This window comes from Noviherbaspirillum sp. Root189, assembly GCF_001428545.1.
GTDB lineage: Bacteria > Pseudomonadota > Gammaproteobacteria > Burkholderiales > Burkholderiaceae_D > Noviherbaspirillum.
Genome location: NZ_LMHZ01000007.1, coordinates 92219 through 119215, shown reverse-complemented (window position 1 = coordinate 119215; position 26997 = coordinate 92219). Strand labels below are relative to the sequence as shown.

Genomic DNA, 26997 nt, shown 5'->3' with positions numbered 1-26997 from the left:
CTCGGATCGTCAATGCACTTTTTTCAGTGCGTCGGGCTTGTGAGCCGCTTCGGCACCGGTCTTATCGCTTTGTACGAGGTATTGCGGATCATCCGGTGATGCAGCGACATGATGGCCTTTGATGTCGGTCGGTTCGGTCAACTTTTTCAACACCGTGCCATGGACCGCTCCCTGCGACGAATGCCATTCGACCTTGTCGCCTTTCCTGAAAGTATTGCTCATCCTGCTTCCTTTCATCGCGCCTGTAAAAACCGCATGGTTTTGTACGGCATACACACGCTGACCCAGGCAAAGACCACAAGCCTTGCCGTATGCATCGTCAAAGTGGAAGAAAGATGGCAATTTGCATGCCACTGAAAGGGAACCTGAAGTTCAGCAACGACCAGCAAAGGACAATGCCAGCGAGCAAAACCTTATGAAGCGCTGCGGAAGGAGAGGAGATTGAAGAACTCAATAATGCTCATGGCACCCCTGATCGCAACCGTATGGCGATCAGGGCTGCCGGTATTTGCTATGCAGCTTCGGCATATAGCCATTTGGCCCGCTTGCGGACAATGGCGGCGGGTTTTTCCTGAGACACAAAGCTTACTTGTGGTGCGTCATCCTGGACGAGAACCGCATTGAAGGCCATCAGTTCGTCCCGTCGGAAAGCATGGATGCTGACAACATCGCCGGCACGATAGCGCGACAGCAAGGCGTCCAGATTAGTCGGCGTCACACGCAATCCGTTGAGCGCCACTAACAGGTCACCGGCAGACAAACCTGCCTGGTGCGCCGCACCGCCTTCATGCACACTAGCCAGCTTGCAGTCATTGCCTTCGCGCGCGGTACGCACACCCAGGCCAAGCTTTGCATCCTTGCGCTTATCACTGACAGTCACACCAAATGGCGCCAGTAGTTTGTCGAGCGGCAGGTCTTCCGTGCCGCGGATATAGCGGTCAAAAAACTTCTTTAGCCTGACACCACTTACTTCTTCAAACAGCGCCTCGGCGTCGTCTTCGGCCAAGCCTTGTTCCATCGAAGCGAAATCACGACCATACCGCAACCACAGGGCACGCATGACATCGTCGAGCGATTTTCTGCCATTGGTCTGTTCGCGTATCGCCAGGTCCAGTCCAAGGCCGACCAGCGCGCCTTTCTGGTAGTAGCTGACAATGGCATTCGGTGCATTCTCGTCCTGGCGATAATACTTGACCCATGCGTCGAAGCTGGATTCGGCAACGCTTTGCTTGGTGCGTCCACTGCCCCGCAACACACCATTGACTGTTTTCGCCAACGTCTTGAAATACTGCTGCTCGTCCATCAGACCAGTACGCACCAGCATCAAGTCATCGTAATAGCTGGTTAAACCTTCGAACAACCAGAGTAGCGAGGTGTAGCCTTCGCTGCGTAAATCGTAAGGCGCAAACACGGCGGGCTTGATACGTTTGACGTTCCAGGTATGGAAGTACTCGTGGCTGCATAGACCAAGGTAAGTGCGATAACCATCGCTCGCTTCCTTCTGCCCGATCACCGGCAGGTCGGCACGTGAACAGATCAGCGCGGTTGATGCACGATGTTCGAGTCCGCCGTATCCATCGCCAACGGCCATGGTCATGAACACATAACGATCCATCGGTGCACGTTTTGTTTTCGGCTCGAAGAGCGCAATCTGTGCTTCGCAAACTTTTTTCAGATCAGCCGCAAGTCTTGCCATGTCGAGATTAGGCACGCGTCCGGTGATCACGATATCGTGCGGCACGCCGTGCGCCTTGAAAGTGGCAAGTTCAAACGTGCCCAGCTCAACCGGATGATCGATCAGTTCATCGTAATTCTGTGCAATGTAAGTGCCAAATCCATAGCGGCGAGCCTTCAGTTCAGGCAGTGCGGTTGCCACGCGCCACGGCTTGTATTCATCGCCTTCGGGCCGGCGGATATCGACCACATGCGGCAGGTTTTCCTGTCCGTGCACGCACAGGAACACGCTGGTGCCGTTGAAGAAACCATGCGTCTGATCGAGGTGGGCCGCACGCACCGACAAGTCCCACGCATAGACTTCATAAGTCAGCACGATCCGGCCGTCGCAAGGCGCAGCTAGCCAGGTATGCTTGTCGACTTTGGTCAATGCGACCGGGCCTGCCTTCGATTCGGCCCGGATGCGCACGATATTGCGCGCGAATTCGCGGATCATGTAGCTGCCCGGAATCCATGCCGGTAACCAGAATATCTGGCCTTCGGGCGCTGGCCGGTCAACGGTCAATGTCACTTCAAACAAATGTGCTGCCGGGTCCATGGCAACAATGGTGTAGTTGATCGCATTCTTCATATGTTTATTATCCTCGTACGTTCGCGGCAATCACGGTCAGCACCAGGCTGGCGACCGCGATGCAGGTCAGCTTGAGCCGCAACGGCAGAAACCACTCCGGCATGCCGTACCAGACAGACATGCGCTTGTCTGCCTGGTAAGCGCCGATTAGTCCGAGCATCAGTACCGCAAATCCAAAGCCGCCCATCAGGGTCGACGTCCATGCGATGAGTGCCGGCAAAATACCCCAGACCAAGCCTTTGCGCGTTTGTTCCATGGTCAGGTCACTCGATACCATCACCGCTCCCCAGTGCACGCCACCCAGGAAGGACAGGATCGCGATGCCATACGCAAGCTGGCCTTTAATGAAATCGCCAAGCCAGTCAGGATGCGCGGCCCAGCATCCCAACATCAGCAGGACGAAAGGAATCAGGCCGGCATAGCCCAGCAGATGCGCAACGCGCTTGTTTACGAAATGGGTATTCATTCAGCTTCGGCGACGAGCACCAGATTGGCAAACCCGTAGTGTAACGGGATTGCATGCAGGATCAGCATGGGGGTCATCGCCATCTTCATGCCGGTTCATTGCGTGCCTGCGGAGACTGCCAGGTCCTTAGCGGTATCGATGTCGCGAAGGATACCGACATCGCCTGTTTCGATTTCCGTCACCACACAGCTTGTCAGCAGGCGTCGCGCACCCTCATCGCCTTGCAGGCGCAGCAGTTCATCGAGATGGATGCGTGAAAAACCGACAGGATTACCACGGCGGCCGTCGCAGGTCGGCACCGCAATTCCAGCACCATCCTTCAGCGCGGCATGCAATGCGGTGATGGTGGCAGGCGACACAAAAGGCATGTCGCCCAGTGCGATGATCCAGCCGCTGGCATCGCTTGCCTCGGATAGCGCGTGTACCAGTGACACGGCCATGCCTTTATCTGCGGACTCGCACAAGCTCACGCGACATCCGTTTTCCGCAAGCCGCGAGGCCAGCGCCGGATTGTTCGAACGCACCACGGCAACGACCGCCGGCAAGCTGGCAAGAAGATGTCTGGCCGCGGCGATGGCTACCATGGTTCCGTCGGGAAGCGTCTGCTGGAGCTTGTCTTTTTCGCCAGTTGGATCGAAACGCCTGCCGCGTCCGGCGGCCAGCAGGATGCCGACAATTTCGCCTGAACCCTGCACGTCAGCGGTTGACATCAACGACCAGGCGACCGCGAATCTTGCCTTGGATGATGTCCTGGGCTTTCGATAATGCGTCAGCCAGTCCGATCTCTTCTGTGATCCGCTCGATCTTGGCGACAGGCAGATCGGCCGCAAGACGGTCCCATGCAGCGATGCGCTTTTCTTTCGGCGCCATCACGCTGTCGATGCCAAGCAAGCTAACGCCACGCAAGATGAAAGGCGCCACCGAGCCGGGGAGGTCAAGTCCTTGTGCAAGACCACATGCCGCCACCGCGCCGCCGTAACGCGTCTGGGCCAAAGCATTCACCAGCGTATGCGATCCGACCGCATCGACGACACCTGCCCAGCGTTCCTTCTGCAAGGGTTTGCCGGGCGCAGACAATTCAGCGCGGTCGATGACATCCACTGCACCCAGCGCTTTCAGGTAATCGGCTTCAGCTGTCTTGCCGGTCGATGCAATCACCCGATATCCCCAGCCGGAAAGAATCGCAATTGCCACACTGCCGACACCGCCTGAAGCGCCGGTCACCAGAATCTCCCCGCTGTCTTTGTGAACGCCACGCTCCTGCAAGGCGATGGCGCATAGCATCGCGGTATAACCGGCGGTGCCGATGGCCATCGCATGGCGCGCGGATATGGCCTCAGGGCGGCGGATCAGCCAGTCGCCCTTGAGCTTCGCGCGCTGGGCGAGGCAGCCCATATGCACTTCGCCGACGCCCCAGCCGTTCAGGACGAATGCGTCGCCAGCCTTCCAGTCCGGATGAGATGAGGCCAGCACTTCGCCGGCACCGTCGATGCCCGGCACCATGGGCCATTTGCGCACCACCGGGGACTTGCCGGTGATCGCCAGTCCATCCTTGTAGTTGATGGTCGAATAGTCGACCCGTACCGTGACATCACCCTCGGCTGGCAGCTGTGCATCGTCGATCTGCGTCAGCGTGGCGTCGGTCGTGCCGTCTTCATTCTTGTTGAGCAGAATTGCATTGAACATGGGCGTCTCCTGATTGGCAAAACTATTATAGTTCGACCGGAGAAAGCCTGTTCTGCATGAAAAATGGCGCGATCCCTTGCGGAAACGCGCCATGTAGACGTAGGCGGGAAGCCTTATTTAATTGAAGCGAACTTGCTCTCCAGGGCCTTGGCATCAACGGCGCCCGGAATCCGCGTACCGTCGCTAAAGAACACAGTCGGCGTACCGGTAATCCTCAGCTTCTGTCCAAGGGCGAAAACTTTTTCATGCGGCGCAGTGCAATTGGCTGGCGCAGCAGGCGCGTTCTTGCCATTCAACATCCAGTCATCCCATGCCTTCACACGATCGGAAGCACACCAGATATTGCGCGACTTGGTTACCGAATCCTCAGAAAGGATGTTGTACATGAATGTGTAAACCGTCACATTGTCCATCTCGTTGAGCGTCTGGCGGAAGCGCTTGCAGTAACCGCAATTCGGGTCTTCAAACACGGCGATGACACGCTTGCCATTGCCCTTGACCATTTTCATCGCCGAATCGAGCGGCAGGTCGGAGAACTTGATCTTGCTGATCTCATCGACGCGCGCCTTGGTGTGGTCCTGCATGGTCTTGGTATCGACCACACGGCCGATGAACAGGTAATCACCCTTGGCATCGGTATAAAAAATGTCGCTGCCGATTCGAAGCTCATACAAGCCGCCATAAGGCGTCTTGGTCACAGAGTCCACCTTGACGCCATCTCCCAGACGTGGCTCGATGGCTTTCCTGATTGCCTGTTCCGGTCCGGTCTGGGCGGAGGCCGCGCCGGCCGCGAAGCTGAGCAGCGCCACCGCTGCGAGTCTGGTCATGTTGAACATGTTTTTCCGTTTCATTGCTTGTTGATGTTTCGCCTGCGCCTTGCGCCTGCAGAGGCTAATGCTAGAGGTGCTTCCCCATCGCATGGGAAATCAAGGCCCGTTTTATGACAGGTAATTTATTGACCAAGTTCAATCCTATATTACGCGCAATCCGCACCGGCTCGAAGTCGGTACCGAATAACCGCTCCAGGCTATCGGTGGCAAACTGCATCAGGAAAATATCTTCCTTGCGCGAACGCGAATAACGGCCGAGAAGCCGCTCATCACCGCAATCACGGTGGCTCTCGCGCTCTGATACAACTTTAATCAATGCCGCCACGTCGGCAAAGCCCAGATTCATGCCATGCCCCGCAAGCGGATGCACAACGTGTGCCGCATCGCCCACCAGCGCAACGCGCGGCGCGGTAATCGCGTGCGGACGCACCAGGCGCAATGGAAATGCCTTGACGATTTCCGGCTGCACCGGACGCAGCGCGCCAAGCTGATGACCGGAGACTGCCGCAACACGTTCTGCCAGCGCCGTCGCCGGCATCGCCAGAAGTGACGGCACCAGAGTCTCGGGCGCAGACCAGACCAGCGACACACGCTCGCCGGGAAGCGGCAATAAGGCCACGATCCCTTCGGTCGAAGTGAACCATTGATAGGCTGCCCCTTGGTGTGGCTTGTCGCATTCAAAATTGGTGACGATCGCGCGCTGGTTATAGGAACGGTAATCCAGTCCGATATCGCACTGACCGCGCACCCAGGATTCGGCGCCGTCCGCACCGACCAACAAGGATGCGACCAACGTATCGCCGTTATCGAGTTCCACCATGGCGCTTTCGTCATTCGCCCGCAAGGTCGTGGCGCGTGCGGCGACGATCCGTAGATTAGGTGCAAATTTCAATGCCGCGTCGAGCGCAGCATTCAGATTGCTGTCCTCGACGATCCAGGCCAGCGCTCCGGTGCGCGCACCGAAGGCATCGAAATTCAGCGTGCCTGGTTGTGCGCCGTCGCCCTTGACCACCATGGCATCGACCGCGGCGACGCGGGTCGCATCCAGCGCATTCCAGACCTTCAACGAAGACAGCAGCTCATGTGCCACATGATTGAGCGCGTACACCCGCACATCCCAGCTGCCGGCATGTGCCGCTGGCGCGCCGGAACCCGGAGGCACCAGCATGGTCACACTCAGTCCGGCCTGGGCGAACCCCAGGGCTGCGGCCTTGCCGACCGCGCCATTGCCGATAACGCAGATATTGCTTTGGATTTGCATAATGCCAAGCTCGAAGGAAACAAAACGGCGCATGGATATCACCGTGCGATAAGCCATTATAGCCGTTGCAGCACCGGGCGTTTTCAGAAAGGCCTTGCAATTTCCGATAGCTTTGCTATACTTGCGCGCCTTGGCCTGGTAGCTCAGTCGGTAGAGCAGAGGATTGAAAATCCTTGTGTCGGTGGTTCGATTCCGCCCCGGGCCACCAAGAAAATCAAGGGCTTAGCTTCGGCTAAGCCCTTTTGCATTTCTGAATGCAGATATTGCTCATTGAGCAGTTCAGGCTTTTCATAAAGTGGCATCTGCAAAATTTTTCATCCGGTCCATTTTCGGGCTTACTTCCGCCGCCCCTCAGCAGTCGAATCGACCGAATTGTCCTCTCGTCCACCCAGGCGGGACTAGATTACGTTTTTCCCTTGTCCGTTCTTACGCATATAGCTGCCAATCGCTTACGCATCGATGTATTACAAGGTGCCCGCGTGGCGACGGATAATAACGGCTACACCATTTTTGGAAAATCTCCCATGGAAATTAAGGTCAACTTTCTCGATAAGCTTCGTCTTGAAGCCAAGTTTGATGATTTCACGGTGATAGCCGACCAGCCTATCCGCTATAAGGGCGATGGCTCGGCGCCCGGGCCCTTTGATTACTTTCTGGCCTCATCGGCTTTGTGTGCGGCTTACTTCGTGAAGTTGTACTGCGACACTCGCAACATTCCGACCGAAAATATCCGCCTGTCGCAGAATAATATTGTTGATCCGGAAAACCGTTACCAGCAGATTTTCAAGATCCAGGTTGAGTTGCCGACGGATATCTCTGACAAAGACCGCCAAGGTATTTTGCGCTCCATCGACCGTTGTACGGTGAAAAAGGTGGTGCAAACCGGACCCGAGTTTGTGATTGAAGAGGTCGAGAACTTAGATGCCGATGCTCAGGCCTTGCTGACGTTGAAGCCGGCGTCTGACGCCAGCACCTATATTGCGGGCAAGGATCTGCCATTGGAGCAAACCATCGCCAATATGTCGGGCGTTTTGGCGGGCTTGGGCATCAAGATCGAAATCGCTTCGTGGCGCAATATCGTTCCCAATGTGTGGTCGCTGCATATCCGCGATGCGCACTCGCCGATGTGTTTTACCAATGGCAAGGGAGCGACCAAGGAAAGCGCGCTGGCGTCGGCGTTGGGCGAGTATATCGAGCGACTGAATAACAACCATTTTTATGCCGGTGCGTTCTGGGGCGAGGACATCGCCAATGCCGCCTTTGTACACTACCCGAACGAGCGCTGGTTCAAGCCTAGTCCTAAAGATGCGCTGCCGGCTGAAATTCTCGATGAATACTGCCTGCCCATTTACAATCCCGATGGCGAATTACGTGGCTCGCACCTGGTCGACACCAACTCGGGAAATGTGCAGCGCGGTATTTGTTCGCTGCCGTATGTGCGGCAGTCGGACGGAGAAGTGGTGTATTTCCCGTCCAACCTGGTCGAAAACCTCTACGCCAGCAATGGCATGAGTGCCGGTAATACGCTGGCCGAAGCGCAAGTGCAATGCCTGTCCGAAATTTTCGAACGGGCAGTAAAGCGCGAAATTCTGGAAGGTGAACTCGCATTGCCTGATGTGCCGCACGAAGTGCTGGCGAAATACCCTGGCATTCTGGCGGGCATTCAGGGGTTGGAAGAGCAAGGCTTTCCGGTGCTGGTGAAGGATGCGTCGCTGGGTGGAGTCTACCCGGTGATGTGCGTCACCCTGATGAACCCGCGAACTGGCGGTGTCTTTGCTTCGTTCGGCGCGCACCCGAGCTTCGAGGTGGCGCTGGAGCGGAGTCTGACAGAATTGCTACAGGGTCGCAGTTTTGAAGGCCTGAACGATTTACCTCGGCCCACCTTTGCAAGTAACGCCGTGACTGAGCCATACAACTTTGTTGAACACTTCATTGATTCGAGCGGTGTGGTGTCGTGGCGCTTTTTCAGCGCCAAAGCGAATTTCGATTTTGTCGAGTGGGATTTTTCTGGCCATGGCGAGAACTCCAATGCCGAGGAAGCCGCAACCTTGCTCGGCATTCTTGAAGACATGGGCAAAGAAGTGTACATGGCGGTATATGACCAGCTAGGCGCCGTTGCTTGCCGGATTTTGGTGCCCGGCTATTCGGAAGTGTATCCGGTAGACGATTTGATCTGGGATAACACCAACAAGGCGCTGTTGTTCCGCGCAGATATCCTGAATCTGCATCGCCTGGACGACGCAAGCCTGGAAGCGCTGCTTGATCGTTTGGAGAACAATGAGCTCGATGAATACTCCGACATCGCCACGTTGATCGGCATCGAATTTGACGAGAATACGGAATGGGGGCAGCTGACAGTTCTCGAGTTGAAGCTGCTCATTCATCTCGCCTTGCAGCAGTTTGAGGAGGCGCACGAGCTGGTGGGCGCCTTCTTGCAGTACAACGACAACACGGTCGAGCGCGGATTGTTTTATCAAGCCTTGAACGTGGTGCTGGAAGTGCTGCTCGACGACGACCTGGAACTGGACGATTATGTGGCCAATTTCCGCCGGATGTATGGCAATCCGCGGATGGACGCGGTGCTGGGCTCTGTGGACGGCAGCGTGCGCTTCTTTGGCTTGACGCCAATCAGTATGAAACTGGAGGGGCTCGACAGGCACCAGCGCCTGATCGACAGCTACAAAAAATTGCATATGGCGCGGGCCAATGTAGCGGCTACCGCCAGTTATACCAATTCTTTTTTGACTGGCAAGGCGCAGGAGGAGTCAATAGCGAGCTATTGACGACGAGTGCAACGCCGGCAGGCGGCTCGGCGCCCCCGGAAAAAGACGCGATCTCATGGTGCGTTATGGGTTGGGATTGGTATTAGGGTTACGAGTCATGGCTGGATGCGATTCGGGCTCGAAACGCTGGGCAAGGATTACGAAGGCAGCGCCATGCATCAGACCTTGCTGGCGGCGTACGACAAGCTGCTTGCGCCAGATGTAGCCCAGAACCGGGGTGAAAAAAAAGCAAGGTAAATCAGGACAATGATGTCCCGGACCAGTGAACGACAGTGTCGTTTTCTTCAAAGGATGTGGGATGCACGCATGACTGGTTCAGGAATTCAGCTTCTCGCAAGGCCGAGCAAACGCTCGAACTGTCCTTTGACATTTTTGTAGCACTCGCAGGACGCCGCTTCGAGTCCGACCCGATTAAGGATTGCGAGATTACCGCGCGTATACTTGATCAGACCCGCTTGCTGGAACGCGCTTGCCACGAGGCTGACGCTCGGGCGATGCACGCCCAGCATATCGGCCAGAAATTCCTGCGTCAGGTGAAATTCATCGCCAGTAACCCGATCATGGGTCATCAACACCCAGCGAGCAAACCGCTCTTCAATCGTATGCAGCCGATTGCAGGCAACGGACTGTGACATCTGACTAACGTAGGCCTGGAGGTAACGCTGGGCAACACGGCGCAACGGCGTATCGGTCGCCACTGCCTCGCGGAAATCGCTGGTGCGCATCCGTAAGCTATCGCCCTCTACCTGGCAAATGGTGGTATCGGTGGCGGACTCGGCGCCGATCAAAACATCGATACCGGCGAATCCTTCATTGCCAACGGTACCGACTTCAACCGCCGTACCATTTTGCATGAATGACAGGATGGAAAAGACGCTGGTACAAGGGAAGTAAACGTATTCGATAGGGCTGTTACGCGTGAACAGTACCTGCTTGAATGTGGTCCGTACTGAAGTCAGTTTTGACGCTAGGTGTTCCATTTCTTTTTCGGAAAGCAGGGACAGCAAGTGATTCTTGCATGGTAATGCAACACTATGAGGAACGGACATGTCTGAATTTCCGTTCGCTTAACTTGTATGCGCGTAATGAGTGGAATGCTGCACCCCATGAAGAGTCAGTTCGTTTGTTTTTATCATTGCCGCTTCAAGTGTATGACTGTTGACCGAATATGTCCGATGGCGGGAAACGATGGACTACTCCCTTTAACCGTTGGACGAAGTGTGCCGTCTCGGGGTGCAGGAGTCTGTTTGGTTCCTGACATATAGGTTGTTTCTTGGCGTAGAGGCAAAATAGGCCACGCCCAGGCCACCATTCTCACCGACGCTACTCGTGGTGGTGCCAGGCCTTACAATGCCGAATTGCCAACGAAGAATGCCCGCAAAGGGTATTACTTTCCGCACCTGACCAGCCATGCGAATTACTATCGTCAGCCACGAACACAGCGACCCTGACCTGATCCGTGACATCCGTGCAGTATCCGAAGGAAGCGGACACGCCTGTACGCTGGCGATCGCCCGTGACACGGTAGCGCTGCAAGGACAACATGCGGATTTGTGGATCGTCGACTGGCCGGAGCATGCTGACGCCCCGCCGCTGCCGGTACGCACAAACCTGGACAGCGTCACCGGGCTGACGCCTTTACTGGCCGTGATTGGACGCGGCCGGATGAACGATGCATTGGCAGCGATGACAGCCGGGGCAGACGACTATATCGTCCGACCGCTGCGCCGCGGGGAACTCGGCTTGCGCACCGAGGCGCTGCTGCAGCGCGCCTATCCTAACCACAGCGCTCCCGACGACCCGGTGCAGTTCGGCCCTTACCGCTTCTATACGCACCGATGCCAGATCACCCGCGACAGCATGCCGGTCGAGGTGACGCAAAAGGAATTCGAACTGGCGATCTTGTTTTTCCAGCATTTGGGCCGCCCCTTGTCGCGGGCGTTTATCCAGGAAGAGGTCTGGTCACGGGAAGCGGATCTGCCGTCGCGAACGATGGATACCCATGTTTCGCGTATACGCAACAAACTTGGACTGCGGCCAGAGAACGGTTTTCGGCTTGTTCCTGTCTATAGCTACGGTTACAAGCTTGAACAACTGTCCTGAATAGCGAAATCCTTGGCCTTTCCATGGGCAATGTCTGTTTGGCAATGCCTGTATGCGCCGGTGCAACAGGCTATAATACGAACTCGGCATATCCTCAATCCCTTCACCGCAATGCAGCTTCTCGCCGTCGGTCTCAATCACACCACCGCGCCCGTATCACTGCGCGAAAAAGTGGCCTTCCCGGCTGACCAGATCGGTCAGGCGGTAGCCGCTGCACGGTCATGGTTCGGACGCGGCACGGCAAGCGGCACGAGTGATGAAGCGGCCATCCTGTCGACCTGTAATCGCACTGAACTGTACGCGGCCAGCGATATTCCTGGCGGCATCGATGCCGCCATCGATGCCACCGCGCGCTTCCTTGCCGAATACCACAAGCTTCCCTACGCCGAACTGCGGCCTTTCCTGTACACCCTGCCTCAGGATAATGCGGTACGCCATGCCTTCCGTGTGGCGTCCGGACTGGATTCGATGGTGCTGGGCGAAGCGCAGATTCTCGGCCAGATGAAAGATGCGGTGCGTGTGGCGGACGCGGCCGGTGGGCTGGGGACTTATTTGCATCAGATGTTCCAGCGCACCTTCGCGGTGGCGAAGGAAGTGCGGACTACCACCGAAATCGGCGCGCACAGCGTCTCGATGGCAGCGGCGGCTGTGCGGCTGTCGCAACGCATCTTCGATACCATCGCTGAGCAGAATGTCCTGTTCATCGGCGCCGGGGAAATGATTGAATTGTGTGCCACCCATTTCGCAGCCCAAAATCCGAATTCGCTGACGATCGCCAACCGCACACTGGAGCGCGGCGAAGCACTCGCCCATCGCTTCAACGGCCGCGCGATCCGGCTCGGCGATCTGGCCGATCAACTGGCGCAATTCGACATTGTTGTGTCCAGTACCGCTTCCTCGCTGCCCATCATCGGGCTTGGCATGGTCGAACGTGCAATCAAGACACGTCGTCACAAACCGATGTTCATGGTCGATCTGGCAGTGCCACGCGATATCGAATCGGAAGTTGGCCGCCTTGATGACGTGTTCCTGTATACCGTCGACGATCTCGGTTCGGCAGTACAGACAGGACTGGAAAATCGGCAGGCCGCAGTTGCCCAGGCCGAAGCGATCATCGAAAATCGGGTGCAGGCTTTCATGCACTGGATCGATAGCCGTGCGGTCGTGCCGCTGATCCGTGACCTGCATGACAGCAGCGAAGCCATGCGCCTGGCAGAACTCGAACGCGCTCGGAAATTGCTCGCCAAGGGTGAAGACATCGATGCCGTTCTCGAAGCGCTGTCCAAGGGTCTGACCGCCAAATTCCTGCATGGCCCGCAACAGGCATTGCACAATGCCCAGGGCGATGAACGCGCCCGTCTTGCCGCACTGTTGCCACAACTGTTTCGCACCAAGCGCTAGCTGCTTCCTTCCTGCTCCGGATCTTGGTGATCCGGTCTTCGCCGCACTGCCCCAAGGCAGATCGCGCCCCTCCGTTTGCAAGCTGACTCTTATGAAACCTTCAATGCTCTCCAAACTCGACCAGCTCACCGAGCGGCTGGAAGAGGTCAACAATCTGCTGATGCAGGAAGGCGTTACTGCCGACATGGAGCAATATCGCAAGCTGACCCGTGAACATGCCGAACTCGGCCCGCTGGTGGCGCTGTACAAGGACTACGTGCAGGCCGGTGAAGATATCCGGACTGCACAGGACATGCTGTCCGATCCGGATATGCGGGACATGGCGCAGGAAGAGATCAGCACCGGCAAGGCGCGTATCGAACAGCTGGAAGCCGATCTGCAAAAGATGCTGCTGCCCAAGGATCCCAACGACGAACGCAACATTTACCTGGAAATCCGCGCCGGCACCGGCGGCGACGAAGCGGCGCTGTTTGCGGGCGACCTGCTACGCATGTACACGCGCTATGCGGAGCGCAATCGCTGGCAGGTCGAGATGGTGTCCGAATCGCCGTCGGAAATTGGCGGCTACAAGGAAGTCATCGTCCGCGTTATCGGCTATGGCGCCTATTCCAGGCTCAAATTTGAATCGGGCGGGCACCGGGTGCAACGCGTACCGGCGACCGAAACACAGGGCCGCATTCACACATCGGCCTGTACCGTGGCAATCATGCCGGAAGCCGATGAGGTAAGCGATGTGGAAATCAATCCGGCCGACATCCGCATCGATACATTCCGCGCGTCAGGTGCAGGCGGCCAGCACATCAACAAAACCGACTCCGCAATCCGCATTACCCACTTCCCGACCGGCATCGTGGTCGAATGCCAGGACGACCGTAGCCAGCACAAAAACAAGGCGTCGGCATTGAAGGTGCTGGCAGCGCGGATCAAGGACGTGCAGTTGCGTGAACAGCAAGCCAAGGAAGCCGCGACGCGTAAATCGCTGATCGGTTCGGGCGACCGCAGCGAACGTATCCGCACATACAACTTCCCGCAAGGGCGCATGACCGACCACCGGATCAACCTCACGCTGTATAAACTGGACTTCATTATGGACGGCGATCTGGAAGAATTAACCAATGCGCTGATTGCCGAACACCAGGCCGAATTGCTGGCCGCGCTGGGCGACGAGGCATAATGGCGATGGCAAGAATAGCTATTTAGAAATATTGCAGGATGGAACCATATGAAGTCATGTTGGTCACATGCATTATTTACCCACTTACATAAAGCACAATGAATACATCCAAACCCATTCTGGTTACCGTTGGCATCCTGTCCTTTGCACTTGTGGGCTTTGCACTGTATTTGCAGCATGCAATGGATATGCTGCCGTGCCCGTTGTGCGTGATGCAACGTTATGCCTTCGTGGCTGTCGGTCTGCTGTGCTTCATATTTGCGGCGTTTCCACGTTCTACAACACGGCTTGGCGCTGCGCTCGCCGCATTGGCTGCCCTGGTCGGCGGCGGCATCGCTGGATGGCATCTGTGGATTAAAGCGCATCCTGCCGTCTCTTGCGGCATTGATCCGCTAGAGACCTCACTCAACAAGATTTTTACGGCCGAGCTAATGCCATTCCTGTTCAAGGCGGATGGTTTATGCACGACCGACTACGAACCGATCATCGGCCTGTCGATTCCGCAATGGTCGCTGATCTGGTTTGTCATCCTTGCACTGTTGCTTATCTGGGCAGCCTTGCGTCAAAGCCGTTAATCGCCCACCGTCGCAGCGCCTTCGCCAATATCACATTCATCATGCCGGAACACGACGCGCCTCCCTACCGCATCGAAGCCGGCACAACGCTGGCCGCCGTGCTGCGCAAGCCGCCGATCGATGCCATCGACGCCCGCATCCTGGTCTGTCACGGTCTGAAGCTGTCTCGCGTGCAGCTGATCACGCAGTCGGAACATGCGTTAGATACGAAACAGGCCCAATTGCTTAGCGATCTGTTCATCCGCCGGCTCGCGGGCGAACCGGTTGCCTACATCATTGGCGAACGCGAGTTTTTCGGGCTTGCCCTGTACACCACGCCCGACGTATTGATTCCCCGTCCGGAAACCGAATTGCTGGTGGAGCTTGCGCTGGAGCGCTTGCCACAGCGCGGGCGCGTACTCGACATGGGTACCGGTACCGGCGCCATTGCCATTGCCATTGCGCATACCCGCCCCGATGCCGCAGTGACCGCCATCGATGCCAGCGGCGCCGCGTTACAGGTTGCGCAACGCAATGCTACGCAGCATGGGGTTCATGTGCAGTTCATGGAAAGTGACTGGTATGCCGCGCTTGATGGACAACACTTCGATCTGATCGTCTCCAATCCCCCGTATATCGTCGCCAACGATCCGCACCTGTCACAAGGCGACCTGCGCTTTGAACCGATCGATGCGCTGACCGACCATGCAGACGGATTGTCCGCACTGCGCACCATCGTACACGGTGCCGCCACGCATTTGATGCCCGCAGGCTGGCTATTGATGGAGCATGGTTATGATCAGGCCGAAGCGGTACGAGGCCTGTTGCAGCGCAACTTCGATGCTGTCCAGAGCTGGAAAGACCTTGCCGGCATTGAACGTGTCAGTGGCGGTATGGTTCGAGGTAGCAGTAGCTAGCCGCGATAACCTGGAAAAACCAATCACAATGGCAATGCCAATCCGGCAAGCCTGCCGACATGCTGGACTCGCCTGCGTTTTTTCGGGCTGTCAAGACTGGCGCATTCACATAATTTGCGTATCATCACCCGCTTGATTTTCTTCATTTTGGTTACCCATGCTGCCTTCGATCGAACAACGACTTGCTGTTGAACTTGCCGCCAAACCGGTCCAGGTTGCCGCCGCCATCGCCCTGCTGGACGAAGGCGCGACGGTGCCCTTCATTGCACGATACCGAAAGGAAGCGACCGGCGGGCTGGACGATATCCAGTTGCGCTTGCTGGAAGAGCGGCTGCGTTATCTGCGCGAACTGGAAGACCGGCGGACCGCCATCATTGCGTCGATCCAGGAACAGGGAAAGATGACACCCGAACTGCTGGACGCGATCACGCACGCGGAAGATAAAACCCGCCTCGAAGATCTTTATCTGCCCTACAAGCCGAAGCGCCGTACCAAGGCACAGATTGCGGCGGAAGCGGGCCTGACCGAACTGGCCGATGCGCTGCTTGCCAATCCGGCATTGAGTCCGGAAGAAGAAGCGGCAAAGTTCCTGAAGCCTGCCTTTACGACCGACAATGGCGATAACCCCGGCGTCGCCGATACCAAGGCAGCGTTGGACGGCGCGCGTCAAATCCTGATGGAGCGCTTTGCCGAAGATGCAACCTTGCTGCAGACCTTGCGTGAATATCTGAATGAGCACGGCGTGGTCGACTCGAAAGTCGTCGAGGGAAAGGAAGATGCCGGCGCAAAGTTTGCCGACTATTTCGATTATTCCGAGACCCTCAATACCATCCCTTCGCACCGTGCGCTTGCATTGTTCCGCGGCCGGCGCGAGGAAATCCTGAACGTGTCGCTGCGGCTCGATACCGAAGAAGAGAAACCGAAATGGGATGCGCCGCACAATCCTTGCGAGGGACGTATTGCAGTTCGCTTCGGCATCAGCAACCAGGGACGTCCCGCCGACAAATGGCTGGCCGATACGGTTCGCTGGACCTGGCGCGTGAAGGTGTTCATGCACCTGGAAACCGAACTGATGACGGCGCTGCGCGAGCGTGCGGAAGTCGAAGCGATCAACGTGTTTGCACGCAACCTGAAAGACTTGCTGTTGGCCGCTCCGGCCGGTCCGCGTGCGACGATGGGTCTGGACCCGGGCTTGCGTACCGGCGTGAAGGTTGCAGTGGTCGATGCGACCGGCAAGGTGGTCGATACGGCGACGATTTACCCGCACCAGCCACGTAATGACTGGGATGGTTCGCTGCACACGCTGGCACAACTGGCACGCAAGCATGACGTTGCGCTGATTTCGATCGGCAACGGCACGGCATCACGCGAGACCGACAAGCTGGCGCAAGACCTGATCAAGCAAAATCCCGAACTGAAACTGACCAAGATCGTGGTGTCGGAAGCGGGTGCGTCGGTATATTCCGCGTCCGAATTCGCATCGCGCGAATTGCCTGAGCTCGACGTATCGCTCAGGGGTGCGGTGTCGATTGCACGCCGCTTGCAGGACCCTCTGGCCGAACTGGTCAAGATCGATCCGAAGTCGATAGGCGTCGGCCAGTACCAGCACGATGTCGGGCAGACCCAGTTGGCGCGTTCGCTGGACGCAGTGGTGGAAGACTGCGTGAATGCGGTGGGCGTAGACGTCAATACCGCTTCCGCACCGTTGCTGGCACGCGTCTCCGGTTTGAATGCGAGCGTGGCGCAAAGCATCGTTACCTACCGCGACATGAAGGGGATGTTCACGTCCCGTTCGGCCTTGCGTGCGGTGCCGCGCCTTGGCGACAAGACATTTGAGCAGGCCGCCGGCTTTCTGCGCATCATGAATGGCGAAAACCCGCTCGACGCGTCGGCAGTACACCCGGAATCCTATCCGGTCGTCGAAAAGATCCTGGCGGACATTCAGAAGGATGTGAAAGGTGTGATTGGCGACAGCAAACTGCTCAAATCCATCACTCCGGCAAAGTACGCGGACGAAAAGTTCGGCGTGCCCACGATCACCGATATTCTGAAGGAACTGGAAAAGCCGGGCCGCGATCCCCGGCCCGAATTCACCACTGCGACCTTCAAGGACGGCGTCGAAGATATCAAGGACCTCCGTCCTGACATGATCCTCGAAGGCGTGGTGACGAACGTGGCGGCCTTCGGCGCCTTTGTCGACATTGGCGTCCATCAGGATGGCCTGGTGCATATTTCGGCGTTGTCCAACACCTTTGTGCGTGACCCGCATACCGTGGTCAAGGCGGGCCAGGTGGTCAAGGTCAAGGTGCTGGAGGTCGACGAAAAGCGCCGCCGCATTGCGCTGACCATGCGCCTGTCCGATTCGCCGCAGCCGGCTGGCGCACGCCCCGAGCAACGCGGCGACCGCAATGACGCAAAGCGCCTGTCTCAACATCAGCAACGCCCGCAACCGGCCGTGCACAGCGCGATGGCGGCGGCGTTTGCCAAGTTGAAGGGGTAAAGTGAAATAGTGCCAGTAGCGGAAAGACGCTCGGATGCTCGGTCGGCAAGGCCAGGTTTCATCCGCTGCTATTTTTCCTGGTTGTCAGCGGCTTCCCGCTGATAGACAGAAACGCCGGCTTGATTCAACGTCAGGCCGGCGTTTTTCATATAATGATGATCATCCTTCCATTTTCGAGGTTACACCATGAGCGACGTACAATCCTGGATCAAAGAGACCGTGACGCAGAACCCGGTGGTTCTGTTCATGAAAGGCACTGCCCAGTTTCCACAATGCGGCTTTTCCGGCCGTGCCATCCAGATCCTGAAAGCCTGCGGTGTCGATAACATCGTCACCGTCAACGTGTTGGAAGACGCCGACGTGCGCCAGGGCATCAAGGAATTTTCAAATTGGCCGACTATCCCGCAACTCTATGTCAACGGCGAATTCGTTGGCGGCTCCGACATCATGACGGAGATGTATGAATCCGGCGAACTGAAGACCTTGCTGAAGGCCTGAGCCTTTGACCTCCCCGGCGACCCCGGAAAAGCGGCTGATCGTTGCCATTACTGGCGCTACCGGCGCCATCTATGGCGTACGGCTGTTGCAGGTATTGCGGGAAACGCCCGGTATGCAAGTACACCTGCTGATATCCGAAGCGGGTGTGCTGAATTTGCATCAGGAACTGGACATGGGCCGCAAGGAAGTGGAAGCACTTGCCCATGTCGTGCATAACGTTCGTGATGTCGGCGCATCGATTGCCAGCGGTTCTTTCCAGTCGGACGGCATGATCGTCGCGCCTTGCTCCATGAAAACCTTGGCCTCTGTTGCACATGGCCTCTCCGATAACCTGATTACTCGCGCTGCTGACGTGGTACTGAAGGAAAGGCGCCGCCTGGTCCTGATGGTGCGCGAAACGCCCTTCAATCTTGCGCATTTACGCAACATGACCGCCGTGACGGAAATGGGCGGCGTCATCTTCCCACCACTTCCTGGCTTCTACCATCGGCCTCAAAGCATTGCCGAGATGGTCGATCATACCGTTGGTCGAGTTCTCGATCTGTTCAATGTACCGCATGCCCTGACGCCCCGATGGAGCGGCATGAAGCAGGACGATTGAGCGACGGGGCTTTCTTCGCTGCTTGTGCTGCTACAGCGGGTTCCGCGTCAAGCCATTTCATTATCTGGATGTAATTCAGCAGACTCACGATACTGTGGCTCTTCAGCGTCTTTTCCTATCTCACATCCTTTGAACTGTTTGCCAGCCCTTGCCCGAAATGCAATTTGTCTGCTGGGCGCTTGGGTGAACTGAATTGAAGCAGTTTTTCTGTTCTGGCATTGCAAAAAACGACCACAAAAGAAAAAACCCGTGATCATTTCTGATCACGGGTTTTTTACTGGTGCCGGCTGCCGGATTCGAACTGGCCACCTGATGATTACAAGTCAACTGCTCTACCAAATGAGCTAAGCCGGCGAAAACTTGAAGACAGCAATTATACGCTATTTGATGCGAGTTAGGGTAGGTCTTCCACCTTTTTTTGGTGGGTCGTTGTTGTCATCGGGACCCGTCCCTTCCGCTGCTGGCGTCGTTTCCCCTTCGACAGGAGGAACCGCAGAAAGTGCCGGAGATTTCAAGGGCTCTTCCACACTCACAATCTCATCATCACGTGCAGGTAGCTTGCTCACTTCGAACGCCATTCCCTGCCCGTTTTCACGTGCATAAATTGCCACCACATTATCGACGGGAATGGAAATCTCCCGTGATACGCCACCAAATCGCGCATTGAAATTGACGAAGTCATTGTCCATTTTCAATCCGCTGGTGGCGGTAAAGCTGATGTTCAGGACGATCTCGCCATTCTTCACAAACTCGCGCGGGACACGCGTTTGTGCATCGACCGCGGCCGCCAGATAAGGTGTATAGCCGTTGTCAGTACACCACTCATAAATGGCGCGCAGAAGGTAAGGCTTGGTTGAAATTTCTGACATGATTTCCTGAACTAAGTGCATGCAATCAGGCAAGCCTCCAAAACGCGTCGGCTGCCATTTGCATGCGAAGTCCCATTAGCGACGCATCACTTTTTCGGACGGTGTCAGCGCTTCAATGTATGCCGGACGCGAAAAAATGCGTTCGGCATATTTCATCAGAGGGGCTGCTGTCTTGGATAGTTCGATGCCGTAGTGATCAAGGCGCCACAATAACGGAGCTACGGCCACATCGAGCATCGAGAATTCGTCGCCCAGCATGTACTTGTTCTTCAGAAACAGTGGTGCGAGAGTCGTCAGGCGATCACGGATTTCCGCGCGGGCCTTATCGTGGACTTTCTCGGAACCCTTGGACTTGTCGTTCTCGAGCGTATGCACATGAACGAACAGTTCCTTTTCGAAATTGAACAGCATCAGGCGAGCACGAGCGCGCATCAGGGGATCGGCCGGCATCAGCTGCGGATGCGGGAAACGTTCGTCAATATATTCATTGATGATGTTCGATTCGTACAGAATCAGGTCTCGCTCGACGAGAATGGGCACTTGTCCGTAGGGGTTCATCACCGAAATGTCTTCCGGCTTGTTGAACAGATCGACGTCGCGGATCTCGAAATCCATGCCTTTTTCAAACAGCACGAGACGGCAACGTTGGGAAAACGGGCAGGTAGTGCCTGAATAGAGAACCATCATGTTGTAGTTCCTTAGAAACAAAAGGGTGAGACGTCGTACGGCTCACCCTGGAATAAAAGCCTGCAATTCTTATTGAATGCAGGCGTATTTTTACTTAACGTCTTTCCAGTACGACGCGTTGAGGCGCCATGTCAACAGCAGGAAGACACCAAGGAACAGCAGAACGATCACGCCGAGACGCTTGCGGGTGTTCTGGGCAGGTTCGCCCATCCAGCTGATATACGAGACAAGGTCTGCCATCGCGTTATCAAACTCGATCGCGTTCATGGTGCCCGGCTTGACTTGCTCGAAACCGGCAAACTTGTGCACCGTTTTGCTTTCGTCGTGCGGATCCTTCTCGTCGACCATCTTGACCGAACGTATGCCCTGTACTTCCCACATCACGTGCGGCATACCGACGTTCGGGAAGACCAGGTTGTTCCAGCCAGTCGGACGGGTATCGTCCTTGTAGAAGGTACGCAAATAGGTGTAGAGCCAGTCAGCACCAGAGCCTTCGCTCGATGACTTTGCGCGCGCAATCACCGACAGGTCCGGCGGTACTGCACCGAACCAGTCCTTTGCATCCTTTGCAGGCATGGCCACCTTCATCAGGTCACCGACCTTTTCAGTCGTGAACAGCAGGTTGTTCTTGATCTGGGCTTCGGTCAGGCCAATGTCTTTCAGTCGGTTGTAACGCATCGCCGATGCCGAATGACAGTTAAGGCAGTAGTTGACGAACAGCTTGGCACCATTCTGCAGCGAAGGTAGGTCACGCGTACGGTCAGGTGCCTGGTCCAGAGGGAAAGTCGCCTCGGCGGCCAGTGCCACGACCGGCGCGAAAGCCAGGACCGCAATCAGTTTTTTCAACAATTTCATGGTTCTTATTTTCCTTTTGCGGCTTAGTGCGGCTGGAACGTAACACGATCAGGCACTGGGCGGAAGCGGCCCATCGTGCTCCACCATGGCATCAGCAGGAAGAAGCCGAAGTAGATGAAGGTGCAAATCTGTGCAACCAGTGTGCCTACCGTTGTCGGCGGCTGAACGCCTAAGTATCCGAGCGCCAGGAAGGCAATGCCAAATACAAGGTAGACATAACCATGCCAGGTCGGGCGATAACGGATCGACTTGGCCGGAGAATGGTCGAGCCAAGGCAGACCGGCCAGAATCACTACGGATGCACCCATCAACACAACGCCCCAGAACTTTGCGTCGAAAATGAACATGCCAATGACGGCGACGGCACCGACCACTGTGATCAGGATCTTGATGCCGCCAGACAGGCGCGACTTCAGGACGATCAGCGCAACGAAGGCGATGACACCAATTTCCAGCGCATACATGAACTGCGATGTGGTTGCACGCAGGATCGAGTAGAACGGCGTGAAGTACCAGACAGGCGCGATATGTGGCGGCGTCTTCAGCGGATCGGCCGGAATGAAGTTGTTATACTCAAGGAAGTAGCCACCCATTTCCGGGGCGAAGAACACCACTGCCGAGAAGACGATCAGGAAGATCGACGCAGCAAGGATGTCGTGCACGGTGTAATACGGATGGAAAGGAATGCCGTCGAGCGGCACGCCGTTGGCGTCCTTATTCTTCTTGATCTCCACACCGTCCGGGTTGTTTGAACCAACTTCGTGCAGGGCAACAATGTGGCCGACTACCAGGCCAATCAGTACCAGCGGGATCGCGATCACATGGAACGAGAAGAAGCGGTTCAGTGTCGCGTCGGATACCACATAGTCACCGCGAATCCACAGCGACAGGTCCGGACCGATGAACGGGATGGCGCCGAACAGGTTAACGATCACCTGCGCGCCCCAGTACGACATCTGACCCCATGGGAGCAGGTAGCCAAAGAAAGCCTCAGCCATCAGGCACAGGAAAATGCCAACGCCGAACAGCCATAGCAGTTCACGGGGCTTGCGATACGAGCCGTACAACAGTGCCTTCGTCATGTGCAGATACACCACAATGAAGAATGCGGAAGCGCCGGTGGAGTGCATGTAGCGCACCAGCCAGCCCCATGGCACGTCACGCATGATGTATTCGACAGAAGCAAACGCAAGGTTCGCGTCTGGCTTGTAGTGCATCACGAGGAAAATACCGGTCACAATCTGAATCACCAGCACCAGCAGTGCGAGAGAGCCGAATGCGTACCAGAAATTGAAGTTTTTGGGCGCGTAGTATTCGGAGATGTGCGCCTTCCACGTCGAGGACAGAGGGAAGCGCTCGTCAATCCAAGCGAGCGCCTTGCCCGATACCGGGACAGGGGTGCCGGTCGGTTTTTGTTGTGTCGCCATAATTATGCTTCGCCTTTCTCGTCCTTACCGATTACCAGCATCGTATCGCCGACGAACATGTGCGGCGGCACTTCGAGGTTGTCCGGTGCGGGCTTGTTCTTGTAGACGCGTCCTGCCAGGTCGAAAGTGGAGCCATGGCATGGGCAGAGGAAGCCACCCTGCCAGTCGTCCGGCAACGAAGGCTGGGGTCCAGGCTGCAGCCTGGTGGACGGAGAGCAGCCAAGGTGGGAGCAGATGCCGACGGCGACCAGGATTTCCGGCTTGCGCGAACGGTATTCGTTGCGTGCGTATTCCGGAGTCAATTCAGCCTGATTACGTTCGGATTTCGGGTCGGCGAGTTCGCCATCGACCTTCTTCAGCGATGCAACCATTTCCGGGGAACGCTTGAGGATCCATACCGGCTTACCACGCCATTCGACGGTCCTCAATTCACCGGGAGCAAGCCCGGCGATGTCCACTTCCACCGGAGCGCCCGCGGCTTTTGCCCGTTCGGACGGCTGGAAGGTGGACACAAAGGCCCCCGCTGTGGCCAAACCGGCCACACCACCCGCCGCACATGTCGCGACGAGCAAGCCACGTCGACCGGAGTCGACCTGCTTTTCGTTACTCATACCAACCCCAATCTGTGTAAATGCGAAATCTGTACGAAACTTCTAGCAACCTTAGATTATAACGGACGCGGAATCTGATTTAAAGGGAATAGGTTTTGCATTCGGCAATTTCAGGGAACTTTTTTGCTCCATGGCATAGAATGAAACACTCTTTTAAGCAGTTTCTGAATTCGTGGGCCGAGAGGCCGCCTAAGGCGACCGCGTATGAATATGAAATTTGCTCTGATTGTTTGGGTGTTTTCTGAAACAATGTAGCAAATGAGACACGCGTCTCATTACAATTTTCACAACGAAATGGGGGTGGTTATGGGAATGCTTCAGGAATTCAAGGCGTTTGCTGTGAAAGGCAATGTGATCGACCTGGCAGTTGGGGTGATCATCGGCGCCGCTTTTTCCAAGATCGTGGACTCGCTGGTCCAGGATGTCATCATGCCGGTCGCCGGAAGGGTTTTCGGCGGCCTGGATTTTTCCAATTATTATCTGCCGCTCAATGGTCAAGGCACGGCAATGACCTTGGTAGAAGCGAAAAAGGCGGGTGCCGTCCTTGCTTACGGAAGTTTCATTACCATCCTGCTCAACTTCATCATCCTGGCATTCATCATTTTCCAGATGGTACGCCTGGTCAACAAGGCGAAACGCAGCGAAACAGAAGAAACGGCACCGACGCCTGCAGCGACACCGGAAGACATCGTCTTGCTGAGAGAAATTCGTGATTCGCTGAAGCGATAAGCCGATCGCAAATGCGCAAACTTATTTGCGCATGCGAGGCTGCCCCAGTTGCAGCAAGCCGCGGCGATGAGCTTCGAAGACCGCTTCGCCGCGCGAATGCACGGCGAGCTTGCCGTAGATGTTCTTGATGTGGGTTTGCACGGTTCCGACCGAGACCGACAGCAGCTTCGCGACTTCGCTATAGCTGTCACCCTGCGCAATCAGGTCGAGGATCGCGGATTCGCGCTTGGTCAGGCTGGTCGCGGTATCCTGATCGGTCACGGGAACCGGCTTTTTACCGTCACGCACCTTGGCCAGGACCATGCGTGCGATTGCGGGACTCATTGGTGCGCCGCCCGAACGCAGGTCAAGGACGGCGCGTGCGATGTCGGTTTTTCCGGCGGTCTTGAGCACATAACCCGATGCCCCGGCTTCGATGCAAGCCAGAACGTTTGCCTCGTCGCTGGACATGGTGACAACCATGATATCGGCCTGTGGATGCCGGTTTGCACAGGCATGGATGATCTCTAGTCCCGACCCGTCGGGCAAGCCAAGATCAGTCATCAATACGTCCGGGACCGCTGTTTCCAGCCAGGTCAGCGCCGGCTTGACGCTGTCGAATGCCGCCAGCAATTTCAGCTGGGGCTCGGATTCAATCGCCAGGCACAGTGCTTTTCGCGTTACCGCGTCATCTTCGACAATCAATACGCCGACAGCGTCGCGCAATGTTTCTTCCAACATAGTTCTTCCCTCACCTGCCGTAATCATACCCCAGCTTAACGCCAGGAAATGACTGACTATCGGTCGATCGGCCTCACACCGGGTTTTCGATGTCAATAAAGTGGTGCTCAATGCCGAAATGAGCCGCCAAATGCTCCCCCAGCGCTTGCACACCATAGCGCTCCGTCGCGTGGTGACCACAGGCGAGGTAGGCAACACCGCTTTCGCGGGCCAGGTGCACGGTCGGTTCTGACACTTCTCCGCTCAGATAGACGCTGGCACCAGCGGCGATGGCATTGCCGAGCATGTTATGCGCTGCCCCGGTACACCAGCCGATACGGCCAAGCGGCTGGGCGGGGTCGCCGATGAGCAGCGGCGGCCTCGCCAATCTGGCCTCCACTTCACGCGCAAGGTCGCCGACAGTTTGTAGCTGCTTATCCTGTACGTGGCCAAGCCAGCCGAGATTGTCATCACCGAAACGGCCATCGGCAACGAGGCCAAGCCGGTTGGCAAGCTGCACGTTGTTGCCGAACTCGGGGTGCATATCCAATGGCAAGTGGTAACCAAACAAGCTGATATCCTGTGTCAGCAGTAATTTCAGGCGCTTGTGTTTTGGACCGATCACTCTTGCATCTTCTCCGCGCCAGAAGTAGCCGTGATGTACGATAATGGCATCAGCCTGTCGCGCGGCAGCCGCCTCCAGCAATGCCAGACTTGCTGTCACGCCAGAGACCAGGTTGCGTATTTCATTGCGACCTTCCACTTGCAAGCCATTTGGGCAATAGTCGCGAAAACGGTTAATATCGAGCGTTTGCTCTAGATATTTTGCAAACTCGTCCCTATTTACTGATCCACGCTTCATTATTACCCTCTTATGCGACGCCTCTGGTTGTTATTTGCGCAAACCGTTACGGTCGGTTTGGCCATTTGGTTCATTGTAGCGAGCCTTAAGCCTGAATGGGCGGGGACGCTACTTGGCGCAACGCGCAACGCCAGGGTGTCGTCGTCTTCGGCCCAGATCCTGCAGGCGCCAGCGAATGCGCCTGCCACGCAAGGCTCCTATCGCGATGCCGCGCAGCGAGCAATGCCAGCGGTGGTTAATATCTTTACCACCAAGGGTGCGCGTCAGCCAAAGACGCCGTTCATGGATGATCCGCTGTTCCGACGCTTCTTCGGCGATCAGCAGGACGACCAGCAGTTCAGCCTCGGCTCCGGCGTGGTCATCAGCCCGGAAGGTTATGTGCTGACCAATAACCATGTGATCGAGACCGCGGATGAAATCGAAGTGGCCTTTGCCGATGGACGCAAGGCGGATGCCAAGGTGGTGGGCACCGATCCGGAAACCGATCTGGCGGTCATCAAAATCAATTTGCAGAACCTGCCTGCGATCACGCTGGGCAATGCGGATCAAGCCAAAGTCGGCGATGTGGTGCTGGCGATTGGTAATCCATTCGGTGTAGGGCAAACCGTCACCATGGGCATTATTTCCGCGCTTGGACGCAATCATCTCGGTATCAACACCTTCGAAAACTTTATCCAGACGGACGCGGCGATCAACCCCGGCAATTCGGGTGGTGCACTGATCGATGCCAACGGCAACCTGCTGGGCATCAATACTGCCATTTACTCACGTAGCGGCGGTTCTCTGGGAATCGGTTTTGCCATTCCGGTAACGACAGTAAAAGACGTCATGGAATCCATCATCGCTACCGGCCAGAAAGTGCGGGGCTGGATCGGCGTGGAGCCGCAAGACATTACGCCGGAGCTGGCGGAAAGTTTCGGACTGACACGCAAATCGGGGGCCATCATTGCCGGTGTGCTAAAAGGCGGCCCGGCGGATAAGGCCGGCATACGCCCGGGCGATATCCTGGTAGCGGTAGAAGGCAAACCCGTCACCGATACCACCGACATGCTGAATCTGATTGCGCAGCTTACGCCGGGCAACAAGGCAAAGATGACCGTGTTGCGCAAGACCCAGGAATCGACTGTTGACGTCCTTGTTGGCAAACGACCGAAGCCGAAACGCGAAGAACAGGAATAA

Annotated in this window: 27 protein-coding genes and 2 tRNA genes; 13 read left to right on the top strand and 16 right to left on the bottom strand. The window is 56.5% G+C overall.

The genetic code is table 11. The features are described 5' to 3' along the window. Positions 1-9: 9 nt before the first annotated feature. The 7 genes from ASE07_RS05665 to ASE07_RS05635 form a co-directional block, all read right to left on the bottom strand. Positions 10-222: a DUF2945 domain-containing protein gene (locus ASE07_RS05665; protein ID WP_057289834.1), complete on the bottom strand. Its 213-nt coding sequence runs from the start codon at positions 220-222 to the stop codon at positions 10-12. Positions 223-511: 289 nt separating this feature from the next. Continuing rightward, positions 512-2305 (bottom strand): M61 family metallopeptidase, encoded by a 1794-nt coding sequence (locus ASE07_RS05660; RefSeq protein WP_057289833.1) that lies wholly within the window; start codon positions 2303-2305, stop codon positions 512-514. 7 nt (positions 2306-2312) lie between these two features. Next, positions 2313-2771, bottom strand: coding sequence for a DUF3429 domain-containing protein (locus ASE07_RS05655; protein ID WP_057289832.1), 459 nt, complete (start codon positions 2769-2771; stop codon positions 2313-2315). Between the two features lie 95 nt (positions 2772-2866). Further along, a complete protein-coding gene (locus ASE07_RS05650; protein ID WP_057289831.1) occupies positions 2867-3481 on the bottom strand; it encodes a nucleotidyltransferase family protein in 615 nt (204 codons plus the stop codon). Then, on the bottom strand, positions 3468-4457 hold the full coding sequence (gene acuI / locus ASE07_RS05645) for an acrylyl-CoA reductase (NADPH) (protein WP_057289830.1): 990 nt from the start codon (positions 4455-4457) through the stop codon (positions 3468-3470). Before acuI ends, ASE07_RS05650 begins: the two co-directional genes overlap by 14 nt. Before the next feature lie 113 nt (positions 4458-4570). Further along, positions 4571-5293 (bottom strand): DsbC family protein, encoded by a 723-nt coding sequence (locus ASE07_RS05640; protein WP_057289853.1) that lies wholly within the window; start codon positions 5291-5293, stop codon positions 4571-4573. Between the two features lie 61 nt (positions 5294-5354). Further along, positions 5355-6581, bottom strand: a complete 1227-nt coding sequence (locus ASE07_RS05635; RefSeq protein ID WP_057289852.1) for an FAD-dependent monooxygenase — start codon at positions 6579-6581, stop codon at positions 5355-5357. 99 nt (positions 6582-6680) lie between these two features. Here ASE07_RS05635 and ASE07_RS05630 point away from each other — a divergent pair. From ASE07_RS05630 to ASE07_RS30360, 3 genes are all read left to right on the top strand, one after another. Beyond that, positions 6681-6756: transfer RNA gene (locus ASE07_RS05630), tRNA-Phe, on the top strand. A gap of 316 nt (positions 6757-7072) precedes the next feature. Beyond that, positions 7073-9331 (top strand): OsmC domain/YcaO domain-containing protein, encoded by a 2259-nt coding sequence (locus ASE07_RS05625; protein WP_057289829.1) that lies wholly within the window; start codon positions 7073-7075, stop codon positions 9329-9331. A 105-nt stretch (positions 9332-9436) separates the two neighbouring features. Continuing rightward, positions 9437-9568, top strand: coding sequence for a hypothetical protein (locus tag ASE07_RS30360; RefSeq protein WP_268793407.1), 132 nt, complete (start codon positions 9437-9439; stop codon positions 9566-9568). A gap of 86 nt (positions 9569-9654) precedes the next feature. Here ASE07_RS30360 and ASE07_RS05620 read toward each other — a convergent pair whose 3' ends face one another. Then, the gene (locus ASE07_RS05620; protein WP_057289828.1) at positions 9655-10380 is read right to left on the bottom strand and encodes a Crp/Fnr family transcriptional regulator; all 726 of its coding nucleotides are present in this window, start codon (positions 10378-10380) and stop codon (positions 9655-9657) included. Between the two features lie 361 nt (positions 10381-10741). Here ASE07_RS05620 and ASE07_RS29585 point away from each other — a divergent pair, with 361 nt between their 5' ends. From ASE07_RS29585 to ASE07_RS05580, 8 genes are all read left to right on the top strand, one after another. Next, positions 10742-11434, top strand: a complete 693-nt coding sequence (locus ASE07_RS29585; RefSeq protein WP_057289827.1) for a response regulator transcription factor — start codon at positions 10742-10744, stop codon at positions 11432-11434. 111 nt (positions 11435-11545) lie between these two features. Then, positions 11546-12835, top strand: coding sequence for a glutamyl-tRNA reductase (gene hemA / locus ASE07_RS05610; RefSeq protein ID WP_057289826.1), 1290 nt, complete (start codon positions 11546-11548; stop codon positions 12833-12835). 91 nt (positions 12836-12926) lie between these two features. After that, positions 12927-14009: a peptide chain release factor 1 gene (prfA, locus tag ASE07_RS05605; RefSeq protein ID WP_057289825.1), complete on the top strand. Its 1083-nt coding sequence runs from the start codon at positions 12927-12929 to the stop codon at positions 14007-14009. Between the two features lie 98 nt (positions 14010-14107). Further along, positions 14108-14584: a disulfide bond formation protein B gene (locus ASE07_RS05600; protein WP_057289824.1), complete on the top strand. Its 477-nt coding sequence runs from the start codon at positions 14108-14110 to the stop codon at positions 14582-14584. Positions 14585-14625: 41 nt separating this feature from the next. Then, positions 14626-15480 carry a peptide chain release factor N(5)-glutamine methyltransferase gene (gene prmC / locus ASE07_RS05595; RefSeq protein ID WP_057289823.1) on the top strand — a complete coding sequence of 285 codons (855 nt, stop codon included), beginning with the start codon at positions 14626-14628 and terminating at the stop codon, positions 15478-15480. Positions 15481-15637: 157 nt separating this feature from the next. Beyond that, positions 15638-17980 carry a Tex family protein gene (locus ASE07_RS05590; protein ID WP_057289822.1) on the top strand — a complete coding sequence of 781 codons (2343 nt, stop codon included), beginning with the start codon at positions 15638-15640 and terminating at the stop codon, positions 17978-17980. Positions 17981-18166: 186 nt separating this feature from the next. Further along, complete coding sequence (grxD, locus tag ASE07_RS05585; protein WP_057289821.1) at positions 18167-18478, top strand: Grx4 family monothiol glutaredoxin; 312 nt, start codon at positions 18167-18169, stop codon at positions 18476-18478. Between the two features lie 4 nt (positions 18479-18482). After that, positions 18483-19079, top strand: coding sequence for a UbiX family flavin prenyltransferase (locus ASE07_RS05580; RefSeq protein WP_057289820.1), 597 nt, complete (start codon positions 18483-18485; stop codon positions 19077-19079). Positions 19080-19357: 278 nt separating this feature from the next. Here the strand turns inward: ASE07_RS05580 and ASE07_RS05575 are convergent. The 6 genes from ASE07_RS05575 to petA form a co-directional block, all read right to left on the bottom strand. Next, positions 19358-19433: transfer RNA gene (locus ASE07_RS05575), tRNA-Thr, on the bottom strand. 26 nt (positions 19434-19459) lie between these two features. Next, entirely contained in the window at positions 19460-19948 is a 489-nt protein-coding gene (locus tag ASE07_RS05570; RefSeq protein WP_057289819.1) for a ClpXP protease specificity-enhancing factor, read from the bottom strand. Between the two features lie 75 nt (positions 19949-20023). After that, positions 20024-20635 (bottom strand): glutathione S-transferase N-terminal domain-containing protein, encoded by a 612-nt coding sequence (locus ASE07_RS05565; RefSeq protein WP_057289818.1) that lies wholly within the window; start codon positions 20633-20635, stop codon positions 20024-20026. A gap of 90 nt (positions 20636-20725) precedes the next feature. Further along, on the bottom strand, positions 20726-21490 hold the full coding sequence (locus ASE07_RS05560) for a cytochrome c1 (protein ID WP_057289817.1): 765 nt from the start codon (positions 21488-21490) through the stop codon (positions 20726-20728). A gap of 23 nt (positions 21491-21513) precedes the next feature. Continuing rightward, positions 21514-22917: a cytochrome b gene (locus tag ASE07_RS05555; protein WP_057289816.1), complete on the bottom strand. Its 1404-nt coding sequence runs from the start codon at positions 22915-22917 to the stop codon at positions 21514-21516. A 2-nt stretch (positions 22918-22919) separates the two neighbouring features. After that, positions 22920-23528 carry a ubiquinol-cytochrome c reductase iron-sulfur subunit gene (gene petA, locus ASE07_RS05550; RefSeq protein ID WP_057289815.1) on the bottom strand — a complete coding sequence of 203 codons (609 nt, stop codon included), beginning with the start codon at positions 23526-23528 and terminating at the stop codon, positions 22920-22922. A gap of 306 nt (positions 23529-23834) precedes the next feature. Between petA and mscL the strand changes: the two genes are divergently transcribed. Beyond that, positions 23835-24257 (top strand): large conductance mechanosensitive channel protein MscL, encoded by a 423-nt coding sequence (gene mscL / locus ASE07_RS05545; RefSeq protein ID WP_057289851.1) that lies wholly within the window; start codon positions 23835-23837, stop codon positions 24255-24257. Positions 24258-24278: 21 nt separating this feature from the next. Here mscL and ASE07_RS05540 read toward each other — a convergent pair whose 3' ends face one another. Continuing rightward, the gene (locus tag ASE07_RS05540; protein WP_235548359.1) at positions 24279-24977 is read right to left on the bottom strand and encodes a response regulator; all 699 of its coding nucleotides are present in this window, start codon (positions 24975-24977) and stop codon (positions 24279-24281) included. 73 nt (positions 24978-25050) lie between these two features. Continuing rightward, positions 25051-25818, bottom strand: a complete 768-nt coding sequence (locus tag ASE07_RS05535; RefSeq protein WP_057289813.1) for a Nif3-like dinuclear metal center hexameric protein — start codon at positions 25816-25818, stop codon at positions 25051-25053. Positions 25819-25830: 12 nt separating this feature from the next. Here ASE07_RS05535 and ASE07_RS05530 point away from each other — a divergent pair, with 12 nt between their 5' ends. Then, positions 25831-26997: a Do family serine endopeptidase gene (locus tag ASE07_RS05530; RefSeq protein ID WP_057289812.1), complete on the top strand. Its 1167-nt coding sequence runs from the start codon at positions 25831-25833 to the stop codon at positions 26995-26997.

Coding starts and splice junctions, on each gene's coding strand:
- ASE07_RS29585 (WP_057289827.1), top strand. CDS start 10,742: ATGCGAATTACTATCGTCAGCCACGAACACAGCGACCCTGACCTGATC.
- ASE07_RS05665 (WP_057289834.1), bottom strand. CDS start 222: ATGAGCAATACTTTCAGGAAAGGCGACAAGGTCGAATGGCATTCGTCG.
- ASE07_RS05535 (WP_057289813.1), bottom strand. CDS start 25,818: ATGAAGCGTGGATCAGTAAATAGGGACGAGTTTGCAAAATATCTAGAG.
- ASE07_RS05540 (WP_235548359.1), bottom strand. CDS start 24,977: ATGTTGGAAGAAACATTGCGCGACGCTGTCGGCGTATTGATTGTCGAA.
- ASE07_RS05555 (WP_057289816.1), bottom strand. CDS start 22,917: ATGGCGACACAACAAAAACCGACCGGCACCCCTGTCCCGGTATCGGGC.
- ASE07_RS30360 (WP_268793407.1), top strand. CDS start 9,437: ATGCGATTCGGGCTCGAAACGCTGGGCAAGGATTACGAAGGCAGCGCC.
- ASE07_RS05650 (WP_057289831.1), bottom strand. CDS start 3,481: ATGTCAACCGCTGACGTGCAGGGTTCAGGCGAAATTGTCGGCATCCTG.
- ASE07_RS05530 (WP_057289812.1), top strand. CDS start 25,831: ATGCGACGCCTCTGGTTGTTATTTGCGCAAACCGTTACGGTCGGTTTG.
- grxD (WP_057289821.1), top strand. CDS start 18,167: ATGAGCGACGTACAATCCTGGATCAAAGAGACCGTGACGCAGAACCCG.
- ASE07_RS05655 (WP_057289832.1), bottom strand. CDS start 2,771: ATGAATACCCATTTCGTAAACAAGCGCGTTGCGCATCTGCTGGGCTAT.
- ASE07_RS05660 (WP_057289833.1), bottom strand. CDS start 2,305: ATGAAGAATGCGATCAACTACACCATTGTTGCCATGGACCCGGCAGCA.
- mscL (WP_057289851.1), top strand. CDS start 23,835: ATGGGAATGCTTCAGGAATTCAAGGCGTTTGCTGTGAAAGGCAATGTG.
- prmC (WP_057289823.1), top strand. CDS start 14,626: ATGCCGGAACACGACGCGCCTCCCTACCGCATCGAAGCCGGCACAACG.
- ASE07_RS05570 (WP_057289819.1), bottom strand. CDS start 19,948: ATGTCAGAAATTTCAACCAAGCCTTACCTTCTGCGCGCCATTTATGAG.
- ASE07_RS05600 (WP_057289824.1), top strand. CDS start 14,108: ATGAATACATCCAAACCCATTCTGGTTACCGTTGGCATCCTGTCCTTT.
- ASE07_RS05625 (WP_057289829.1), top strand. CDS start 7,073: ATGGAAATTAAGGTCAACTTTCTCGATAAGCTTCGTCTTGAAGCCAAG.
- petA (WP_057289815.1), bottom strand. CDS start 23,528: ATGAGTAACGAAAAGCAGGTCGACTCCGGTCGACGTGGCTTGCTCGTC.
- ASE07_RS05620 (WP_057289828.1), bottom strand. CDS start 10,380: ATGTCCGTTCCTCATAGTGTTGCATTACCATGCAAGAATCACTTGCTG.
- acuI (WP_057289830.1), bottom strand. CDS start 4,457: ATGTTCAATGCAATTCTGCTCAACAAGAATGAAGACGGCACGACCGAC.
- hemA (WP_057289826.1), top strand. CDS start 11,546: ATGCAGCTTCTCGCCGTCGGTCTCAATCACACCACCGCGCCCGTATCA.
- prfA (WP_057289825.1), top strand. CDS start 12,927: ATGAAACCTTCAATGCTCTCCAAACTCGACCAGCTCACCGAGCGGCTG.
- ASE07_RS05560 (WP_057289817.1), bottom strand. CDS start 21,490: ATGAAATTGTTGAAAAAACTGATTGCGGTCCTGGCTTTCGCGCCGGTC.
- ASE07_RS05590 (WP_057289822.1), top strand. CDS start 15,638: ATGCTGCCTTCGATCGAACAACGACTTGCTGTTGAACTTGCCGCCAAA.
- ASE07_RS05565 (WP_057289818.1), bottom strand. CDS start 20,635: ATGATGGTTCTCTATTCAGGCACTACCTGCCCGTTTTCCCAACGTTGC.
- ASE07_RS05635 (WP_057289852.1), bottom strand. CDS start 6,581: ATGCGCCGTTTTGTTTCCTTCGAGCTTGGCATTATGCAAATCCAAAGC.
- ASE07_RS05640 (WP_057289853.1), bottom strand. CDS start 5,293: ATGTTCAACATGACCAGACTCGCAGCGGTGGCGCTGCTCAGCTTCGCG.